18 protein-coding genes and 1 tRNA gene are annotated in these 19299 nt (G+C 50.5%); 10 read left to right on the forward strand and 9 right to left on the reverse strand.

What is annotated here, in order from left to right:
* Positions 1-108: 108 nt before the first annotated feature.
* From PsB1_RS01000 to PsB1_RS01015, 4 genes are all read right to left on the reverse strand, one after another.
* Positions 109-1110: a transglycosylase SLT domain-containing protein gene (locus PsB1_RS01000; protein WP_284358509.1), complete on the reverse strand. Its 1002-nt coding sequence runs from the start codon at positions 1108-1110 to the stop codon at positions 109-111.
* Positions 1111-1216: 106 nt separating this feature from the next.
* The gene (locus tag PsB1_RS01005) at positions 1217-2386 is read right to left on the reverse strand and encodes an acyl-CoA dehydrogenase family protein (protein WP_284358510.1); all 1170 of its coding nucleotides are present in this window, start codon (positions 2384-2386) and stop codon (positions 1217-1219) included.
* A 108-nt stretch (positions 2387-2494) separates the two neighbouring features.
* Entirely contained in the window at positions 2495-3565 is a 1071-nt protein-coding gene (locus PsB1_RS01010; protein ID WP_284358511.1) for an NAD(P)/FAD-dependent oxidoreductase, read from the reverse strand.
* Between the two features lie 89 nt (positions 3566-3654).
* Positions 3655-3731, reverse strand: a tRNA-His gene (locus tag PsB1_RS01015).
* Between the two features lie 486 nt (positions 3732-4217).
* Here PsB1_RS01015 and PsB1_RS01020 point away from each other — a divergent pair.
* From PsB1_RS01020 to PsB1_RS01050, 7 genes are all read left to right on the forward strand, one after another.
* On the forward strand, positions 4218-5186 hold the full coding sequence (locus PsB1_RS01020) for a glycosyltransferase family 4 protein (protein WP_284358512.1): 969 nt from the start codon (positions 4218-4220) through the stop codon (positions 5184-5186).
* A 157-nt stretch (positions 5187-5343) separates the two neighbouring features.
* Positions 5344-6240: a LysR family transcriptional regulator gene (locus PsB1_RS01025; protein ID WP_284358513.1), complete on the forward strand. Its 897-nt coding sequence runs from the start codon at positions 5344-5346 to the stop codon at positions 6238-6240.
* Positions 6241-6530: 290 nt separating this feature from the next.
* The gene (locus PsB1_RS01030) at positions 6531-6761 is read left to right on the forward strand and encodes a DUF2093 domain-containing protein (protein WP_284358514.1); all 231 of its coding nucleotides are present in this window, start codon (positions 6531-6533) and stop codon (positions 6759-6761) included.
* A 124-nt stretch (positions 6762-6885) separates the two neighbouring features.
* On the forward strand, positions 6886-7323 hold the full coding sequence (locus tag PsB1_RS01035) for a hypothetical protein (RefSeq protein WP_284358515.1): 438 nt from the start codon (positions 6886-6888) through the stop codon (positions 7321-7323).
* Positions 7324-7394: 71 nt separating this feature from the next.
* A complete protein-coding gene (locus PsB1_RS01040; protein WP_284358516.1) occupies positions 7395-9698 on the forward strand; it encodes a TonB-dependent receptor in 2304 nt (767 codons plus the stop codon).
* 9 nt (positions 9699-9707) lie between these two features.
* On the forward strand, positions 9708-11108 hold the full coding sequence (locus PsB1_RS01045) for a PepSY-associated TM helix domain-containing protein (RefSeq protein ID WP_284358517.1): 1401 nt from the start codon (positions 9708-9710) through the stop codon (positions 11106-11108).
* 26 nt (positions 11109-11134) lie between these two features.
* Positions 11135-11677 carry a copper chaperone PCu(A)C gene (locus tag PsB1_RS01050; protein WP_284358518.1) on the forward strand — a complete coding sequence of 181 codons (543 nt, stop codon included), beginning with the start codon at positions 11135-11137 and terminating at the stop codon, positions 11675-11677.
* 267 nt (positions 11678-11944) lie between these two features.
* Here PsB1_RS01050 and PsB1_RS01055 read toward each other — a convergent pair whose 3' ends face one another.
* The 3 genes from PsB1_RS01055 to PsB1_RS01065 form a co-directional block, all read right to left on the reverse strand.
* Positions 11945-12766 carry a hypothetical protein gene (locus PsB1_RS01055; RefSeq protein ID WP_284358519.1) on the reverse strand — a complete coding sequence of 274 codons (822 nt, stop codon included), beginning with the start codon at positions 12764-12766 and terminating at the stop codon, positions 11945-11947.
* A 297-nt stretch (positions 12767-13063) separates the two neighbouring features.
* Positions 13064-14449, reverse strand: coding sequence for a class II 3-deoxy-7-phosphoheptulonate synthase (locus PsB1_RS01060; RefSeq protein ID WP_284358520.1), 1386 nt, complete (start codon positions 14447-14449; stop codon positions 13064-13066).
* A gap of 77 nt (positions 14450-14526) precedes the next feature.
* Complete coding sequence (locus tag PsB1_RS01065; RefSeq protein ID WP_284358521.1) at positions 14527-14982, reverse strand: winged helix-turn-helix transcriptional regulator; 456 nt, start codon at positions 14980-14982, stop codon at positions 14527-14529.
* 116 nt (positions 14983-15098) lie between these two features.
* Here PsB1_RS01065 and PsB1_RS01070 point away from each other — a divergent pair, with 116 nt between their 5' ends.
* Genes PsB1_RS01070 through PsB1_RS01080 form a run of 3 tightly spaced genes read left to right on the forward strand, consistent with a single transcriptional unit; the run spans position 15099 to position 17252 of the window.
* Positions 15099-15839: an SDR family NAD(P)-dependent oxidoreductase gene (locus PsB1_RS01070; protein ID WP_284358522.1), complete on the forward strand. Its 741-nt coding sequence runs from the start codon at positions 15099-15101 to the stop codon at positions 15837-15839.
* A gap of 7 nt (positions 15840-15846) precedes the next feature.
* Positions 15847-16446 carry a 2-hydroxychromene-2-carboxylate isomerase gene (locus PsB1_RS01075; protein WP_284358523.1) on the forward strand — a complete coding sequence of 200 codons (600 nt, stop codon included), beginning with the start codon at positions 15847-15849 and terminating at the stop codon, positions 16444-16446.
* Positions 16443-17252, forward strand: coding sequence for an acyl-CoA thioesterase (locus PsB1_RS01080; RefSeq protein WP_284358524.1), 810 nt, complete (start codon positions 16443-16445; stop codon positions 17250-17252). The genes PsB1_RS01075 and PsB1_RS01080 overlap by 4 nt, the downstream gene beginning before the upstream one ends.
* 14 nt (positions 17253-17266) lie before the next feature.
* Here PsB1_RS01080 and PsB1_RS01085 read toward each other — a convergent pair whose 3' ends face one another.
* Positions 17267-17761, reverse strand: a complete 495-nt coding sequence (locus PsB1_RS01085; protein WP_284358525.1) for a response regulator — start codon at positions 17759-17761, stop codon at positions 17267-17269.
* A gap of 151 nt (positions 17762-17912) precedes the next feature.
* Positions 17913-19292 (reverse strand): glutathione-disulfide reductase, encoded by a 1380-nt coding sequence (gene gor / locus PsB1_RS01090; RefSeq protein ID WP_284358526.1) that lies wholly within the window; start codon positions 19290-19292, stop codon positions 17913-17915.
* Positions 19293-19299: the final 7 nt, after the last annotated feature.

Here is a 19299-nt window from a genome sequence, read left to right on the forward strand (position 1 = left end):
AAAAGTACCAGATCCTGGTTGCGATACCCAAAAGATTTTAGAAGAAGTAGGTTTAAGTGACGCCGAAATTGCAAGTCTATTTACTAAAAAAACCGTAACCCAACCCCTTTAAGCTTGTGTATCCAAACCAAATCCTAGTGGTGACGGGCCTGGTTCATCATGGCCTGAGGGATCTGGAGATAGGATTTGAGCCATCGAACGTAATCCCATAATCCCTTGCACGGATTTAAGGCCAGCATCTTCAGCATGCCGGTCACTGGCCGCATAAAGCTGGGCAAGCATACTCGCGCTAAGGGGATTGGTCTCGCCGGCCTTTTGGTTGTTGACTTGTTTCAAAAGACTTAAATATTCATTGGGTTGGGTATCAAACATATCATTGCTTAGAATGGATGTCATCAAGCGAATGAACAATTCATGATCAAGTCCCCCTGGTAAGGGTTGGTTTGGACCAAATAGGTTTGCAGCTTCATACCCTAACTCATGACGACCCACGGCTGGGGCTTGCCGACTGGGCGTTGCGCGCAGATTTTCTAACACTTCTGAGACAGTGCGTTCTTGGCCATTGGATTTATAAAAAACGGTTCGATTGGCGGCAGCGGCACTGGGAAACAAGTCCGCAGCGCTGGCCCATGGCCGATCGCGCACCGCATTAACCAGCTCAGCAGCACCTCCAGCGCCAAGAAAATGGGCCGCATAAAGATCCCCCGCTTCAGGCTCCTGCCCCGTACGAGCCCGCAGATAATCGGCATTATCTCCGGCAAACTCTGCAGCCATCAAGGCAGATATCTTCGGATCATAGCGCAAATCCAACAACGCACGCTTAAGGGCGCGATCATTGACACTAGGGCGACCATCTTGGCTAATATCAATCTGGGAGGCTTCGGCTCCTAAGCCATGTTTGGCACCGTGCCGCTTGAGTGTTGCCAGCCATGTGGAATCCAAGAATTGAAACAAACCTGTTGCACTTGATGTTTTAGCCTCTGCCTTGGGGTTTAAGGCACTTTCACGTACTGCGGTTGCCAGCAAAAATTGAAAATCCATCCCTGTGTCGCGCGAAGCCTGGGCAATCGCTTGACGCACGGGCGATCCGCCAATGGATTGGGGTGTCACTTGCCTGCCTCCTACAGCCACAGTCACATATTCGTGGACCGAATGAACTCAAATCAATGGTCAATTTAAGGTTAATTTTTCGTTGACATAATGATGATGTTTGAATTTAGTAAGATTTTGGTAATCCCAATACACGCTCCGCCACAAAGTTGAGAATCATTTCGCGCGAAACTGGTGCTATTCGGGCAATCATGGATTCGCGAAACATCCGCTCAACATGATATTCTTTCGCATAGCCCATACCACCATGAACCAACAGGGACGTTTCGCAAGCGTGGTATCCAGCTTCAGCACCCAAATATTTTGCAGCATTAGCTTCAGCACCACATTCCAACTCCGCATCAAACAAAGTGGCCGCTTTCATGGCCATGAGTTCGGCGGCCTCAAGCTCACACCAGGCTTTAGCCAAAGGATGAGCAAGGCCCTGGTTCATCCCGATGGGGCGGCCAAACACCACCCGCTCCTTTGCATATTGGGTCGCGCGGGTTAAAGCGGCACGACCAAGGCCGATGGCTTCAACGCCAAATAAGACTCGCTCTGGATTAAGGCCTGAGAGTATATATTTAAAGCCCTTACCTTCTTCCCCAATTAAAGCTTCATGGGGTACTTCTAGGTCTTCAATAAATAGCATATTACATTCAACAGCTTTACGGCCCATTTTTGGAATAGGTTTGGCATCGATCGCACTTCGATCAAAGTCACAATAAAACAGACTAAGCCCATCTGTTGGCCGTGTGGTTTCTTCACGTGGGGTGGTTCGCGCCAGCAGCAGGATTTTATCTGCCCGTTGGGCGCAAGTTGTCCAGATCTTGCGACCGGTGATGGTATAGCCGTTTGAGGTGCGGGTAGCGCGCGTTGTGATGGCGGCGGTCTCTAAGCCAGCATTAGGCTCAGTCACGGCAAAGCACATTTTATGCTCACCTGTAATGAGCTTGGGAAGATAGGCCTGCTTTTGAGCCAATGTGCCAAATTTCTCAATGGGTTTAGGACCAAAAATGTTTAAATGGATCGCGGAAGCGCCCGAAAAACCAGCACCCGATTGGGCAACAGTTTTCATCACAAGTGCGGCTTCAACCAAACCTAATCCAGCCCCGCCATAGGTTTCAGGGAAAGCACAACCGAGCCAGCCGCCGTTGGCCATATCCGATACAAAGGCTTCAGGAAACTGTCCGGATTCATCGGTATGCAACCAAAACGCATCGTCATATTTGGAACAGATTCGGGCCACAGCTTCTTCTATGGCACGGTGCTCATCACTTTGTACAAAGCCGGTCATGGTGTCGGATTCCTTTTGCGCGTCGGTTTAGTCGATGCCAAGTCTCTTTAGCCTGTTTTTTGATTCCAAATAGCCTAGCGAAGCTAAGAGCACATCACTGGGCTTGTTTTACCTATCAAAAAGAAATCGAGAGGGTGCCAAAAGTGATTGAAGCGCAAAATCTATATCGTGTTCGACCAGCTGTGCCCCCAACAATTGGGCTATTGCAGGGGCCAAGAGCCAACCATTGCGATAGGTCCCACTAGCAAGGTAAACGCCATCGCACCTTGTTGGCCCCACCAAGGGCCTATGATCAGGGGTATCGGGCCTAATCCCAGACCAGGCTTCAATCACTGGGCATTGACTTAAATTTGGAAGCAAATGTGTTGCTTCTTGAAGTAAGTCCGCCAATGGCTCAAGATCAATTTCATCGGTTACACAGGCATTCTGGTCCGAAGTGGCCCCGATGACGATTGTGTCTTCGCGCGCCAATAAATAGAGGCGTCCAGCACGGATCGCGCCCTTAAAGTCCGCTTGCTTCCCTACCCGCGCCATTTGTCCTTTGACCGGACGTAACGAGTTCAACTCAGAAATTGAGAAACCAAAGCAGCTGCCTGCATACCCATTGGCAACAATGATAAGATCACCACCCACAAAAGTGCCATCTGTCAAGGTCACACCTTGCGTGCTAATCGCCGCAGCCATACCTTTCACACATATTCCACCACGTTCTAAAAAAGCGAGTTTTAAGAGCCTAAGCACTGTGCGAGGGTCAAGACTTGCCTCATCTTTAGCCGAATATGCACCGCAGCCAAGCAGAAAGTCAGGTACGGCAATTGCCTGCATGGGATAATTCAGGGCTTGCGCTTGGGTACTCAGCCAATCGAGATGGGCTTGTTCCCGCCTATCCCGCGCAACAATGATCATGCCGGTTTGCAGCGCAACATTCAAATCAGAGGCTAAGGTCTGCCAAAGCAGGGCAGACTTTAACGCGAAGTTGACCAAGATTGGTGGCATATCAGGCTCAGCCACAAACTCATATAAAGGGGCCAGCATACCACCAGATGCCCATCCAGCCCCGCGTATCCCCGCATCAATTATAGTAACTTTGAAACCGAGCCGGCGTAATTCCAAGCCTGTACATAGCCCGACAGGACCTGCACCAATAATCAAAACATGCCTGGAGGAACAATAAGCCATCAGCGAAGCTGCGACATGGGATGATCATTGCCCTTTAATGCCAAACCGGTCAAATCAATAGATGCGTTTCCAAAGCCCCGACGCCCGCATGGTACCGTGAAGTGGAATCGAACCGCTGACCTCCAGAGCCACAATCTGGCGCTCTAACCAACTGAGCTACCACGGCACACATGCGAGGTATGTGGAGATAAACTTTTCCCTTTCTTTCTTCAAGTCACATGTATGCTTAAGCATCTTCAATACGATGGTCTGACATGGGTCTTGAATATGGTCTCAATCGCTTGAGGTCGAACACTTCAAGTTATGCCCAGTGATAAGCCCAGATCAATGCGACTGTGACACCTTACCTGGCCAATAAAGTTGTTAAGATGCAGTTAACTTAAAGGAAAGCAATCAATCATGGTTATCCGATCCATCTCAACATTGAGGAGGCATAACAATGGGGTGATGGCGGAACCTCACCATAAACACTCACAGCACAATGGCTTGGCTCCCTATTGCATTCTCAACCGAGGGTATAACACCATAAGCCCCTGTGTTTTATGTGCACGCCAGCTTTTAAAACCTAGTCCATCTTTGCTAAAGGGTTGGGATGATTTGGGTTATAGCTAGCATTATCAGCATGGTGTCATCGTGTTTGGTGTCGTGGCTGATGATTGTTTGGTCGATCAAGGATGTACCAGATAGCAAACGCAAGCTGCATCTAACTCCTACCCCTACTGCTGGCGGGGTTGGTATCATGGCAGGGACAGTGCTTGGTCTTATGACTTTATGGATTGCTACCCCTTCTGCAATTAGTCCCCCACTTCTGATGTGCTTGGCGCTTGGCTTATCAGGGGGTGGATTAGGCCTTTGGGACGATATAACCAATGCCGGTCCAAAACTGAAATTAGTTTTGATGGTTGCTTTGACTTTAAGCTTTGTTTTGTTTGGTCTGCGCATTGAATACTTACCCTTATTGACCGGTTTAGATCTTGAACTTGGGCCAATTTTAGGGGGATTTGGAACTTTGATCTGGCTTTTGGTGATGGTCAATGTAGTCAATTTCATGGACGGGGCAAATGGACTGGCCATCGGTTCAGCTTTTATTGGACTATTGGGGCTTATGGGTCTTAGATTGATTGAGACACCTCTTGATGATTCCGAACTGACTTCGGCCTTCCTATGTGCCGTATGTAGTGCAGCCTGTATTGGTTTTTTATACTGGAACGTCCGAGATGGGCGAATTTTTGCTGGGGATAGCGGCGCTTTATTCATTGGCCTCATGGTTGGGGGGCTTGGTGCTTGGGCATGTGTGGACGGTGTAAACCCATTCGCTGTTGCATTATGCTTTTTGCCCATGCTCAGCGATGTGATTTTAACAATATTATGGCGGATCGGGCAAAAAGCCGATCTATTCCAAGCACACCGTGATCATGTGTATCAACGCGCCATCCAATTTGGCTATTCACATGGGCAGGTCGCTTTCGTCTATTGGGGTTTGACACTCCTTTGTGTAATTGGTGCTTGGCTTGGTCAGAAATTGGGGGCCAGTGCGACCTTATTGATCTTTGGAATTTGCTTTACATTTGGGTGTTTTGGATTGACGCGGGTACGAGCTAAATATACTCCAAACTCTTGATACTTGATCCATATTCTCAAACTCCTCGAAGCCGTTATGCCATAGATGCTAAGGGTATTTCACAGCCATGACTGGACGGAGCCTTGAAATTAAGTCAGGCTAAACGTGGAATTCCATCTGATGGTTAAATGGATTAATGCTTTAATGGTTTATTGGAATGGATTGGGATAAGTTAAAAACCTTTCATGCAGCGGCCGATACGGGCAGTTTGACCGCTGCTGCTGAAAAAGTCGGCCTTTCCCAGTCAGCCGTCAGCCGCCAGATTGCAGCTTTGGAAGACGGGCTTGGTGTCCCATTATTTCACCGTCACGCCCGTGGACTTATCCTTACTGGTCCTGGTAAAGTACTCCAGCAATCCACTGGGCAAATGGCAACCATTGCGGCTGTAGCTGAATCAAATTTGAAAGACGCGCGCGACCGCCCGCAAGGGGAATTGATCGTGACGGCCCCTATCGGCATTGGTGCCACATGGCTCGCTCCACGTTTGGGCGGTTTTATGGATGCTTATCCTGATGTTTCACTTCGTCTTTTACTGGATGATCGCGAATTGGACCTCACGACATTGGAGGCAGAATGCGCCATCCGTTTGTGGGAAGCCACCCATGCTGATTTGATCCAACGCAAAATCTTATCTATCACCACATCCCTTTATGCGTCACGCGACTATGTGGCCAAGCATGGCATGCCTAAAACGCCAGATGATTTAGCCCATCATCGAGTGATTGCCTATGGTGCTCGCGCGGCAGACCCAATGAAAGTCCTTGATTTTGCCCTAACTTTAGGCCGTGAGGACCACCGTCCGCGCGAAGCGGCTTTATCGATCAACAATGTTTCTGCTTTAGTCAAAGCTGTGGTTGCTGGCCTTGGCATTGCCGGTCTACCCGATTATTTGGCGCAATCCGATCCGACCTTGATGCGAATTTTTCCCGACTCCACCGGTCCCAATATCGATGTGTTTTTCATTTACCCCGCCGATCTTCGGCGCTCCAAACGCATTGCTGCATTTCGCCAATATTTATTAGAGCAGACGGTTAATTGGGGAAATCTTAAGTGATAGAATTTTATTAGCTATGCATTTTTGCAAACCTTTATAGCCAGTTCGCCCCCTTAAAGTGCGAGATAAGTCATCCTACTTAATTGTGGCAGCGGACCTCGGCTGTACACATCTTGCATGGTGCGCCTTGAATGATCCATTCGGTGCTATGTGGGTGTCTCCCCCCCCCTAGAGGATGCCTCAAGGCCGCATCCAAGTTGATGCGGCTTTTTTTTGATCTTCAAGCCAAAACAAGCACGCGATCGCATGTTACTGAATATGGACTGGCGCTTGTACCACAATTGCCCTAAATGACAGATATGCTCGATCAACTCAAAGCTTATGGTGAAGGTGCTGCTGAAATTCATTACGGCACACCTGAACTCTCCATATTTCGACCCGGACGTTTTGTGCGCTGCGGTGTGACAGGTAAACACATTGCTTTGGAAGATTTACGTTATTGGTCGGTCGAGTTGCAAGAAGCCTATATTGACGCTGCGGCCGCCACGGCGCGTTGGAAGCAAGTCAACGCGCGCACCTAAATTGGGGCAAAATGTCACAGCGGGCCAATGAAGGACCGCTTTTCAACGTTCTTTGGCGATTATGGTCACCACAAGCCTGCCGACCAAGCTGGACTTAAGCGGGCGTTTTGGTTAGCGCGCTTATATGGTCCGCCCGACAACTTCTTTAAATTGGCTGCGCCGCTTACAAACCCTGTTGGCGGTGATGGCGATTGCGATCAAGGTCGCGATCCCATTAGGCTTTATGGTTGGCACTCCAGCCTCGCCAACCGGCCTAATCCCGATTGTGTTGTGTACCGCCACAGGTGACGTCACGGCCTTTATGGATAATGCCGGGGCGATCCATCAGTCAGCGACAGAGGCTGAGGGCACTTCAGGCCCTGATGGCGACAAGGATCATGATGCCAGCGGGTGTCAATTTGCGGGCCAGTCGGTCCCCCTCACCGCCCCAAGCCATGATCTTTTAACGATCCGCTTTCCCGCTTATGCCTTAACGGGCCCCGCGCGCCGTATCGATAGCGCTCCAGGCCTTGGACTAGCCGCACCACCCCCACCAAAGACTGGTCCACCCCGCCACGTTTGACGCCCAAGCACTGTGACCCTGACCCGCTGGTCAGGTCACGATGATTTTGACTTCAAACCTGGACCCCTTTCATGTACAAAGTACCAAACACGCAAACTTTGCGCAGACATCTGTTGAACTTTACCTGTCTTGGCTTTTGCCTTTTAGCCCCAACTTTAGCTGCTGCCGACGAAGCCACCGAAAACGTCACCGACAAGCCGACCGAAACCGTCATTGTCGTGGGTCAACGCGACACCCCCATCACCGTCGTGCCCCGTGGCTTGTCGGTTTCATTGGGCAAAGACGATTTTGAAGCCATTAACGCCATCAATGTCGAAGACTTAATGAAATACGCGCCAAACTTCTTTGTGCGTAAGCGTTTCGCCGGTGACGACAATGCCGTGGTCGCCCTGCGCGGCGCCAATACCGTTCAAAGTGCGAGAACAATTGTCTTAGTGGACGGGTTTTTGGTCTCGAACTTCTTAGGCAATTCCTTTTCATTCTCCCCAAAATGGAACGTGGTTGGTCCTGCCGATGTGCGCCAGTTTGATATTGTCTACGGCCCTTATTCGGGCCGTTACGGTGGCAATTCCATGGGTGGAATTGTCTCGGTTACCACGCAAGAGCCCAAGAAAAATGGGGCCTATTTGACGGCCCAAACCATGGTCATGCCCTTTAAAGAATATGGGTTTGATGAAACCTTCACCGGCTATAGCCTCGAAGGGGGTGCAACGCGGGTTCTCCAAGACGGTAAATTGCGCGTGCGCGCAGGCTTTCGCTATTTTGACAATGTCGGTCAATCCATGACCTATCAGCTTTTGACCCCTGCCACGGGTTCAAGTGCGGCGACGTCCGTGACGGGTGCTTATGCGGATCCAGGGCTTTCAACACCGGTTTTTGGAGCCGCCTCGCCCGTTGATGAGGTACAAGGCCAGTATCGGTTACGCGTCGGCTATGACCTTGCACCGGGTTGGACGATTGATGGCTTGATTTTTGGCTGGACAACCGAACAAGACCTAACCAGTCCACGAACCTTCCTTAAAGACACTTCTGGTCAGGAGGTGGGTCAAGGCCGGGTCCGATTTGCCAATCAGATTTGGAATGCGACGGGGCTTACGGCCTCAAAATTTGAACGAAATGAATATCTAGCTGGCTTAAAGCTGGCTGGCGACGTGTCAGGTTGGGCAGTGAAAGCCAATGTGTCGCGGTTTTGGATACCGATCTGGAACACCAAAACATCTAGAGACTGGCTAACGGGCAAATCCAATGGGCCTGGCACCTATCAGGTTCAGGATAATCCAGGCTGGTACGCCGCTGATCTCAGCCTCGATCAACGAATTGGAAATCATTCCATTGGCTTTGGCTTCAACGCCAATCAATATGAGGCCGCTCAAACGACCTTTAACACCATAGAGTGGAATGAGGCGTCTGGACGGAGCTTTAATTCTGCCACGGCTGGCAAAACCTCCTCACTTGGGATTTGGTTTGAAGACGCCATCGACCTGAATGAAACGGTGATGCTGACGGTGGGTGGTCGATATGATCATTGGCGGGCCTTTGATGGCTTGATCGCCCGCCAATCGGGTACTGCTCGCTTGGAGGCCCGCTATCTGGAGCGGACCGATGAAGCCTTTAGCCCCAAAGCCTCCATCCAAGCCGAAATTGTTGAAGGCACGCTGGTGCAGCTTTCGGTTGGAACAGCCACCCGCTTTCCAACCGTTGGCGAATTGTTCCAAGGCCGCTTGGACGATATCACCCGCCAAATCGACCCGCAAAGCTTTGATCCCAATCTGAAACCAGAGCATTCGCTTGATCTGAGCTTGATGGCGAGCCGTCGTTTTGGCGGCGCTAAGCTGACGGCCAGCGCATTTTATCAAGATATTGAGGACGCCATTTTCTCCTTCAGCGGCCTCAATCAATTCGGCACGGTGATTTCCAACTTTAAGAATATCGACCTTGTCAGCCAAGCAGGCATTGAAGTCATTGCCGAGGCCAAGGATTTTGGTGTCAAAGGCTTAGATGTAAATGTCAGCGTCAGCCGCATGCGGGCCGAAACGGTGCGCAATCGGGCCAATCCAGAAACACAAGGCCAGCGTTTCCCACGCGTGCCCGATTGGCGTTCAAGCGGCAATATCCGCTATGCCATCACTTCCAAACTCAAGGCGTCATTGGGGTGGCGCCAAGCCACACGGCCAACTTCGGATCTGTTTGGCCGCGAAGGCAGCGTGTACGGCTTCCAAACCGAATATCTGTTCATCGACACCCGCTTATCTTGGGACTTGAATGATTCCATCCAGCTTAATGCCGGGATCGACAATATCAACCAAGACCAAGCCTATGTTTTTCACCCCATGCCGCAACGGACCTTTGTGTTCGACGTCAAGCTGAAGCTGTAGGAGATGAAGATGTCCACATCTCAACCAATCCCAATCGGGCAACAAGCCGGTTCAAAAAGTACTAACTCTGAGAAATTTGCCCGCCTGTATCGTATGCTTTGGCGCTGGCATTTTTATGCGGGCTTGTTTTGCATTCCGTTCATCATCCTTTTGTCCATCACGGGCAGCCTTTATTTATTTAAGCCCCAGATCGAGGCGGCTTTGGATCGCCCCTATACGCAGTTGACGTTCGAGGGGGCTAGTGCGCCTGTTAGCCAGCAAGTCAATGTCGCACTGGCGCAGATTGAGGGATCGCGCCTTAAATCCTATCGTCTACCTGACGGCCCACGCGATGCAGCCCAAGTGTTGGTGACACATAAGGGCGTCGATACGCTTGTGTATGTGCACCCATCCAGCCTAGCTGTCCTCAAAGCCGTGCCAAAGGAAGATCGCTTCATGGCCATCATCCGCAACATTCATGGCGAATTATTGATGGGGGATAAGGGTTCTTTGGTGGTGGAGCTTGCCGCCTCTTGGGCCATTGTGATGGTGGTGACGGGGCTTTATCTGTGGTGGCCGCGCACGGCCAAAGGCGTCATGGGCGTGCTTGTGCCACGTCTACGCGCAGGACCGCAGGTATTCTGGCGCGATATGCACGCGGTGACGGGCCTATGGGTGTCGTTTTTTGCGCTCTTCATCCTCCTAACAGGCCTGCCTTGGACCAATGTCTGGGGTGGCGGCTTTGATCAGGTACGCGCTTGGAGCAAAACGGAAGCCAAATCCAAAGACTGGACCAATAGCCGCAGTGGCGAACGCCAAGCCAGCATGGCCGCGTTTGAGCATGGCGGCCATTTTGCCCCTTACTACCTTGCCACTATCGATGACATCGCCGCAGAGGCCCGTGCTGAGCGCCTGATGCCCCCTGTCGAGATCGCCCCACCCACCGCCAAAAACCCCAATTGGACAGCGCGCTCAACAGCCCCGGATCGGATCAGCCAAGTTAGTCTGACCTATCACGCGCAAGACGGTGCATTGGTGGGCCGCCAAGCCTTCGCCGATAAGGCCGTGTTGGATCAGGCTGTCGGGATTGGGATCGCAGCGCATGAAGGCCAGCTCTTTGGCCCCCTTAATCAAGCGATGGGCCTTTTAACGGCATTGGGCCTTATAACCTTGAGTGCCTCAGCCTTCATACTTTGGCGCAGGCGGGCACCAGAGGGCGGATTGGGTGCTCCCCCACCCATTCCAGATAGCAAGATTGGAGCTGGCCTTGGCCTCCTTATTTTTGTTTTTGGCTTATTTTTGCCGGTTCTTGGCGCCTCGATCGTGCTGATCGCCGTGCTGGAGCGTTTGGTTCTGGCCCGAATACCCAGCGTTTCGCGCTTTTTAGGATTGGTGCCTAACCGCCCTGTTCAATCTAAAACTTTCCCTTAAAACCCGACCAAGCTTTGGAGACACACATGCGCCTTTGTTCTCGCCGATCCCTTCCTGCCTTTTTGGCTGCCCCTTTATTGGTCGGCCTCACCCTTTTTGCTGGATGCGGGCAAGCCGCTACACCTCCTGCCCCACTAGCCCCCGTCGCAAAGGTCAGCGGTGTGGACATCAGTGAGCCACGCCTACGCCTTCCTCCCAATGGGCGCGATGTTACCGCAGGCTATCTGACCTTGACCAATACGAGCGACAAACCGCAAAAATTGGTGGCCGCTACTAGCCCAAATGCACAACGGGTGGAGCTGCACGCCCACCTAAAAGGCCCAGACGGTATGGCGCAGATGCGTCAAGTCAAAGAAGTGGTGATCCCAGCTCGCTCCACCGTGGTTTTGGCCCCAGGCGGCTTACATCTGATGGTATTTGGACTGCGCGCGCCGCTCAAAGTGGGCGATCAGGTCCCAGTTGAGCTGACGTTTGAGCCCAAGCAAATCGTGCGATTTAATTTACCAGTTGTGACCAATCCCAAAAATGGCAGTGAAGAAACCATGAACACTAGTGAGCATCAACATTAAGGAAAAAGAATGATTATGGGGTCTGATCTTTTTCTCACAGTGACGTGACTCCCGAAATCTCAACCAGTTGAATGTAGAGTCCGGCCTTGAAGTGCACTGCTACCCATCGTTGGGCCACTTTGGCCGGATGAGAAACAGGGGTCACGTCAATTGACTATGGCCATAGGTTCAATCACATCAATCCTATTTAAGCACCAATCACCATCTAAAACTTGCAAAAGCTATGGCGGGATCTAGGGCCAACTTTGCCAATCTGTGAGAATGACATTAAAAGCCAATCAACTTCCATCCTACTTCCAATCCCCAATCCCCAGGACGATCGCCGCCAAAAAAGACCGTGGGCTTGACGGATACAATCGCGTTTCCACCATGGACTTTACCAATGATGCGTCCAAAAGTTATAGCGAGTGCACCATATTGCTTATCGGCTTCCCAATCAGAAACTAAAGATGGATCAAAAGTGACCAAATTGTTGGAATCATTCAATTTAGGTACAAAATAAAGATCGAAGGTCGATTTATTGACATCAGGGCGGGACTTACGTCCAGCTATACTGATTTGGTGGACAATCGAAGGTGCTAAGATGTTGCCAGTGGGTAAAAAAATGGCACGAACATAAGTTGCTTTGATGCTGGTGTGTCCGGCTCCCAACTCCGGGCGCTTTGCAGTATCAAAAATCATTTCTCCGACTAGGACATTACCACCTTGTTTGGATAAACCAAACACTTTTGCAACGGTCAAAGAGGCATCGCCAATGTCAAAATGCTCACCCGCCCCAGACCCAGTTAGTCGGGTCACGGGCAGTTTAACGCCTAGGGCAACATTGTTGGGCAGTGAAAGAGTATACTCAAACTTCAAAGTATCATTGCCAAGACCGCCCTTGAGATCGAGATGCTCATAGGTTGAGATGAATTTACTCACCATTTGAGTGGGATCTGTCCCATTATTGACATGCTGGCTTTGCGCATTGGCAGCCCCTGCAAAAGTTTGCAGCCCAATAGCTAACCCAAAAAGTATAGGCTTGACCCATGGCGATATGCCTATGGATACCAAATCCGAACGAGGTGAAGATACCAATTTAGATCGCATGAATCCTTACCTATCTAAACCTAACTTTTTAGCTATATAGCTTTGTAGCTTTGGTATAACCCAGCGACGTTATGAAGATGAGCAAAAGCTCTATTCATGATGTTTTACACTTCATGACGTCAACGAGCCTCACTTTGTGCATTGGGTGCTATAGCGACTTGGATCATAGGTTGTGAATCTGTTCAGCAAAGCCAGTATGAACCAAATAGTGTTATTGCGCAAGTTTCACCATCCCTATATAGCGCGTCACTTAAGGGAAAAGGACTCGATCAATGTGGGTCTTGTGATCAACAAGCCTTAAAGTCCGGCCGCCGCCATCCGCCTTTGTTGACGGCCTACGCGTAGGCTATGGGCGATGATAAAGGCCATTTCAATAGCTTGATCCGCATTAAGGCGTGGATCGCAATGGGTGCGATAGCGGCTGGCCAATGCTTCCTCTGTTACCGGTGTTGCACCGCCGGTGCATTCGGTGACATCATCACCCGTCATTTCCAGATGGACGCCACCAGGATAGCCACCCTCCGCCCGTACAATATCCATAAAATCACTGACCTCGCTGACCACGCGCTCAAACGGCCTAGTTTTATAGCCTGAAGCGGTTTTAAGCGTATTGCCGTGCATCGGGTCAGAGCTCCACACCACACTGCGGCCGGCCTCTATGACCTTGCGCACTAATTTGGGTAGGCCCGCAGCGATTTTATCGGCACCATAGCGGGCAATCAGCACAATCCGTCCTGCTTCATTTTTCGGGTTTAATAGCTCAAGAAGTGCCAACAGCTCTTCAGGATCAAGGCTTGGCCCGCACTTAACGCCAATTGGATTAGCAATACCTCTGCAAAACTCAACATGGGCATGATCGAGCTGGCGTGTCCGGTCGCCAATCCACACCATATGAGCAGACGTGTCGTAATAGGCGCCCGAGCCAAATAATTGGTCTTGGCGCGTCATCGCCTCTTCATAACCCAATAGCAAAGCTTCATGGCTGGTGAAAAAATCCACCGCATCAGTACCAATACCTACAGAGCCGTTTAAGCCCAGCCCATTCATGAATTCCAAGCTCTCTTCGATACGATGGCATAATTTCACATATTCAACCGAAGCTTTACCTTGCTTTCTGGCAAAGGCTAAGTTCCAGCGGTTAACATTTTCTAGATTGGCATAACCCCCTGTGGCCAAGGCGCGTAACAGGTTCAAGCTGGCGGTGCTTTGATGATAGGCCTCAATCAGGCGTTCAGGATCGGGAATGCGGCTTTGTGGGGTAAAGGCCGCGCCATTTATATTATCGCCACGATAGGAGGGCAGGCTAATCCCATCTTTCACTTCTGTGGGTTCCGAGCGCGGCTTGGCAAACTGGCCAGCCACACGGCCAAGCTTGACCACATGCTTGCCGCCCGCAAAGGTCAAAACGACTGCCATTTGAAGAAAAGCACGGAAATAGCGGGTGATGCGGTCAGCCTCAAACTCTGCAAAGCTTTCTGCGCAATCCCCGCCTTGCAATAAAAAAGCTTCGCCTACACAAACCCGCGCCAATTCGGTTTTGAGCTTCTCAATCTCAGAAGCAACCACCAAAGGTGGCTTTTTAGCCAACCGCGACTCCACCGCACCTAATGCAGCAGAATCTGGATAGTCATCTGGTATATGACAGGCGGGAAAACCGCGCCAAGATGAAGGCGTCCACGTCATAATTGGTTCCATATAAGGTTAAGACCTTCTAACGGTCCCTTGCGCTTTTGTCGAACTGGTGAGCCAGTGGCGGGAAACTAGGTCAAAACCTTGGCTCTCCGCTCTGCCCGTACATCTTTCTCCACTACTTTTTCGCCACAGGCCGTGCAAGCAACATAGGGAACCAAGATTTCACCACACGTTTGGTGGCGATGGCGCACTTGGGTTTCAGGCTGGCCTTCAACGGCGGCAGCACCCCATTGGCCCAACATCAACATCACTCCATTAAGCGCCCGGCCTTTGGCACTCAATACATAATCATAACGAACTGGCTTAATCTGATAAGGCCTTTGCACCAAAAGGCCTGCCCGAACCAGATGCGCCAAACGGTCACGCAAAATGGTACGCGAAAGCCCCAAATTGGCTTGAAAAGCCTCAAATCGTTTCAGACCAAAGAAACAATCACGCAAGATCAAAAAAGTCCAGCGGTCACCCACTATACTCAAAGCCCGAGCAATCGGACAATCAGCTTGGTTAAGCTCGCTCCATCGCATGTGCACAATCTCGTCTGGTTTCCGTTGCGGAGGTCATTGACGCAAGTCAAGCCTTACTATTTTGTGAGTTTAGTTTATAAACTCACTCATATGGATATGTTAAGGCAAAGGCAAGCATGACAAAAGAGCGCTCGAAATTATGCCTCGTGATCGGTGCTGGCGACGGCTTGGGTGGTGCGATTGCGCGTGCTTTTGCTGCGCAAGGCCTGACCGTATGTATCACAAGGCGGCCTCGCAACCTTGAGCGTTTGGAGATCTTGGCGCAATCGATAAGGGATCAAGGTGGGCAAGCTCACGCCTTTGGCATCGATGCACGTGAAGAAGCACCCATGGTGGATTTGATCAACACAATCGAAGCAGAAATTGGCGATTTGGATGTAGTGGCATTTAATATTGGAGCCAATGTAAAGTATTCGATCACCGAGACCAGTTCACGCGTCTATCAAAAGGTCTGGGAGATGGCGGCTTTTGCTGGTTTTGTCGCCGCGCGAGAGGCTGCGCGCGTCATGCTCCCACGCGGTAGAGGGACTATTATTTTTACCGGTGCAACCGCCAGTTTAAGAGGCCGCGAAGGATTTTCCGCCTTTTCAGGCGCTAAACACGCTTTGCGCGCACTGGCCCAAAGCCAAGCGCGCGAATTGGGTCCAAGGGGACTCCATATCGCCCATATTATCCTAGATGGTATGGTGGAGGGAACGTTCATCAAAGGGCTGTTACCCGATTATGAGGCCCGATTGGCAGCGGGCGATCTGATTCAAGTCGATGAAGCAGCCAAGAATTGGGTCTGGCTTTGGAAACAGAACAAATCTGCATGGACTCATGAATTGGACCTAAGGCCCAGCAGCGAAACCTGGTGAGGGATCCATGAAACAACTTGAGTTTATCTTCGATTTTGCAAGTCCAAATGCCTATCTGGCCTATCATGCTTTGGGCCCCATTTTGGAAGCAACCAAGGTGGAACTGATCATTACCCCTTGCCTGCTTGGCGGGATCTTCAAAGCCACCAACAACCAAGCCCCAATGGTAGCGTATGGCCACATCAAGGGTAAAATGGATTATGAAATGCTGGAAATGCAACGCTTTATTGTTCGTCACCAATTGGGTGCATTTAAAATGAACCCGCATTTCCCACTCAATTCCATGCACGCTATTCGCGGCCTCATTGCGGCGCAAACTTTAGGGGTTGGAAAGCCTTACCTTGAAGCCGTCCTTAAGGGTTTTTGGGAAGATGGCTTAAAAATGGATGAAACAGAGGTCATTGCAAAAATTCTTACCCAAAAAGGCCTTGATGGCCCTGCCCTTATGGCGGCTACGGCTGATCCGGAAATCAAAGCTACCCTTGCCGCCAATACCCAAGCGGCAGTTACGCGTGGTGTCTTTGGCATCCCAAGCTTTTTTGTCAAAGGCGAACTCTATTTCGGTAAGGAGCGTTTGGCTCAAGTGTGTGAGGCTTTGACGACATGAACACAAATCAACCCCCAACCCGCTTTGATGACTTGCTTGACCGCTTAGTTGAAAAAGATGGCCAGTTTCACGTGCAAGTTGGTCCCGATTGGATGCAGGGCCGTACCCTGTATGGGGGGATCACAGCTGCCTTGAGTTTACAAGCTGTCCACCGCACTTTACCCGATTTACCACCGCTTCGTTCGGCCCTGATAGCCTTTGCAGGCCCCAGTTCCGGGGATGTTGTCATTCAACCAAAACTGTTACGACAGGGCAAATCAGCCGTCTTCATCAGTACTGATCTGCGAACAAGTGCAGGGTTTGGGGTGCATGCGACGTTTTGTTTTGGAGCCAAGCGGGACAGTGTACAAGCTCAGCAAACCATAGCCATGCCGCAGCTCCCCCGACCCGATACCATTGAAAGGGCTTTTGCCAAGGATCGTCCTAGACCCGAATTTACAGGCCATTTTGATATGCGCTTAGCCAATGGTCCTGCCCCGGTTTCAGGGGGTAAGGTGGCTGAACTATGCTGGTGGCTGAAAGCGCTGGACCGTGGTGGGGTACACGATGATGTTGCCCTGATGGCTTTAGCAGATGCACCGCCACCAGCAGCACTGAGCCTTTATGACCGCTTCAGCCCGATCAGCACCATGACTTGGATGCTGGATTTTATGAGCGATGATGTATCAAGCCCTGATGGTTGGTATGCAGCCTATCTCAAAAGTGAGGCCATCGCGGAAGGATATTCTGCCCAAAATAGCTATCTTTGGAGTTCTACAGGGCGACCACTAATTGCATCTCGACAATCAGTTGCCTTATTTGGCTGATCTCATTTGGTACATTAGCGCCTGAATTGACCAACAGAATCAAGATCTATCTCACCTAGTTTGTTAGGGGATTGTGCATTGGAATGAGGTGCAACACTGGCCCCAGATCGAGGACGTTCAACAGCATGGATCACGCGCTTGATAAAAGCAGCAGTTGAAAAGGGTTTGGCCATGAATTCTGTCATCCCAGCTTCACGGGCTTCCATCACAAATCCAGCATCCGTGCGTTGCGATAAGAACATGATCGCTGCATGCTTATTGAGACCAAAACTGCCTTCGCGAATCAATTGTGTTGCGGCAATCGGGTCTAGATTTCGAATACCCGTATCTAATAAAATAACATCAAATGTTTGATTGGAAACGGCCTCAACAAAATGCCGCGACTCGGTCACTTCGGTTAGGTTGCTAAAGCCATTATATAATAGTTCCGAGCGAAAGGCTGTTCGGAGTTGGGGATTGGATTCTGCTAATAAAACGGATGTGGGCCGCACGGTATTTAATGGACGCATGACCAATTGATCCCGAATAAGTTGGTGGAATCTTACTCACAAACACGATTACTCTTCGGTATTACCAATGGGTTACAGAATGACTAACAACACTAAGATTATGCAAGTAGATTTAGCTTAAGCGACACAAGGATGGGTAGATTTCTTCCCTTTATGAGGTTGTGACCCATTTTTCCTTCATGGTGACCAATTCTTCCGCGACCGTGGGGTGCACGGCGCAAGTTGCATCAAATTGCGCTTTTGTTAGGCCGCATTTCACCGCAATACCGACTGCTTGAATGATTTCTGCCGCATCTGGCCCAACCATATGGCAACCGATCACCACATCGTCACTTGGCCGGACGATTAGCTTCATCAGCATGCGTGTTTCATCATTGGGCATGACATAGCGCATCGGCCTAAAAGTCGTTTTATAAATATCAACCGGCCCATATTTGGCCCGTGCATCGGCTTCTGATAGGCCAACAGTTCCCGTGGGGGGTTGGGAGAATACGGCGGTAGCAATCGTATCATGGTCAAAGGCCATGGGCTGGCCGCCAAACACGGTGTGGGCAAAGCACGCTCCTTCGCGAATGGCTACAGGGGTCAAATTCTTACGGTCGGTTACATCACCAACCGCATAGATGGAGGGAACTGTAGTCTGCGAATAAGCATCAACCATGATGGCACCATTGGGTTTAAGTGTTAATCCTGCCGCCTCACAACCAAGTCCCTCGCTATATGGCTCGCGCCCTATCGCTAGCATTAATGCATCTACTCCTAGAGCTTGGCCATTGGTTAAGCGCACGCTAAGGCCTGCCACACTCTTATCAATTGAGGACACCCTACAATGCGTGATGACGCGTACACCTTTACGCTTAAGTTCTCCATGCACGTGTAAACGCACATCATCATCAAACCCTCGTAACACGTTATCCCCACGATAAAGCAATGTAACATCTACACCCAAGCCCTTCAATAAAAACGCAAATTCTACGGCGATATAACCACCCCCGGCAATCAGAATGGACTTGGGTAAAGTATCGAGTAAAAAGACTTCATTGGAAGTGATCGCATGCTCTATCCCCGGCACGTCAGTGGGGATCGCGGGCTTACCTCCTGTCGCGATCAGGATGGTTTTGGCGCTAATGATGGTACCTGAAGAAAGATGGACTTCATGTGGCCCGATCAGCTCTGCGCGCGCTTCAAAGACTTTAATACCGCCATTGCGTAGATTGCGCGCATAAATACCACTTAAACGATCAACTTCGGCGGCTACATTGTCGCGCAGGGTCGGCCAGTCAAACTTGACACCTGCATATGTCCAGCCATAACCCGGCGCAATATCGGCCATCTCGTGGCCAAATTCAGAAGCATAGATCAGTAGTTTTTTGGGCACACAACCCCGGATCACACAAGTGCCGCCAATACGATATTCTTCAGCTATAGCGGTTTTGGCCCCAAACGCCGCACTCATCCGTGCCGCCCGCACGCCACCTGAACCAGCTCCAATCACAAACAAATCATAGTCATAGGAGGGTGTCGCAGTCATGGGTCAG

The organism is Candidatus Phycosocius spiralis (genome assembly GCF_030158815.1).
GTDB classification, from domain to species: Bacteria; Pseudomonadota; Alphaproteobacteria; order Caulobacterales; family Aquidulcibacteraceae; genus Aquidulcibacter; species Aquidulcibacter spiralis.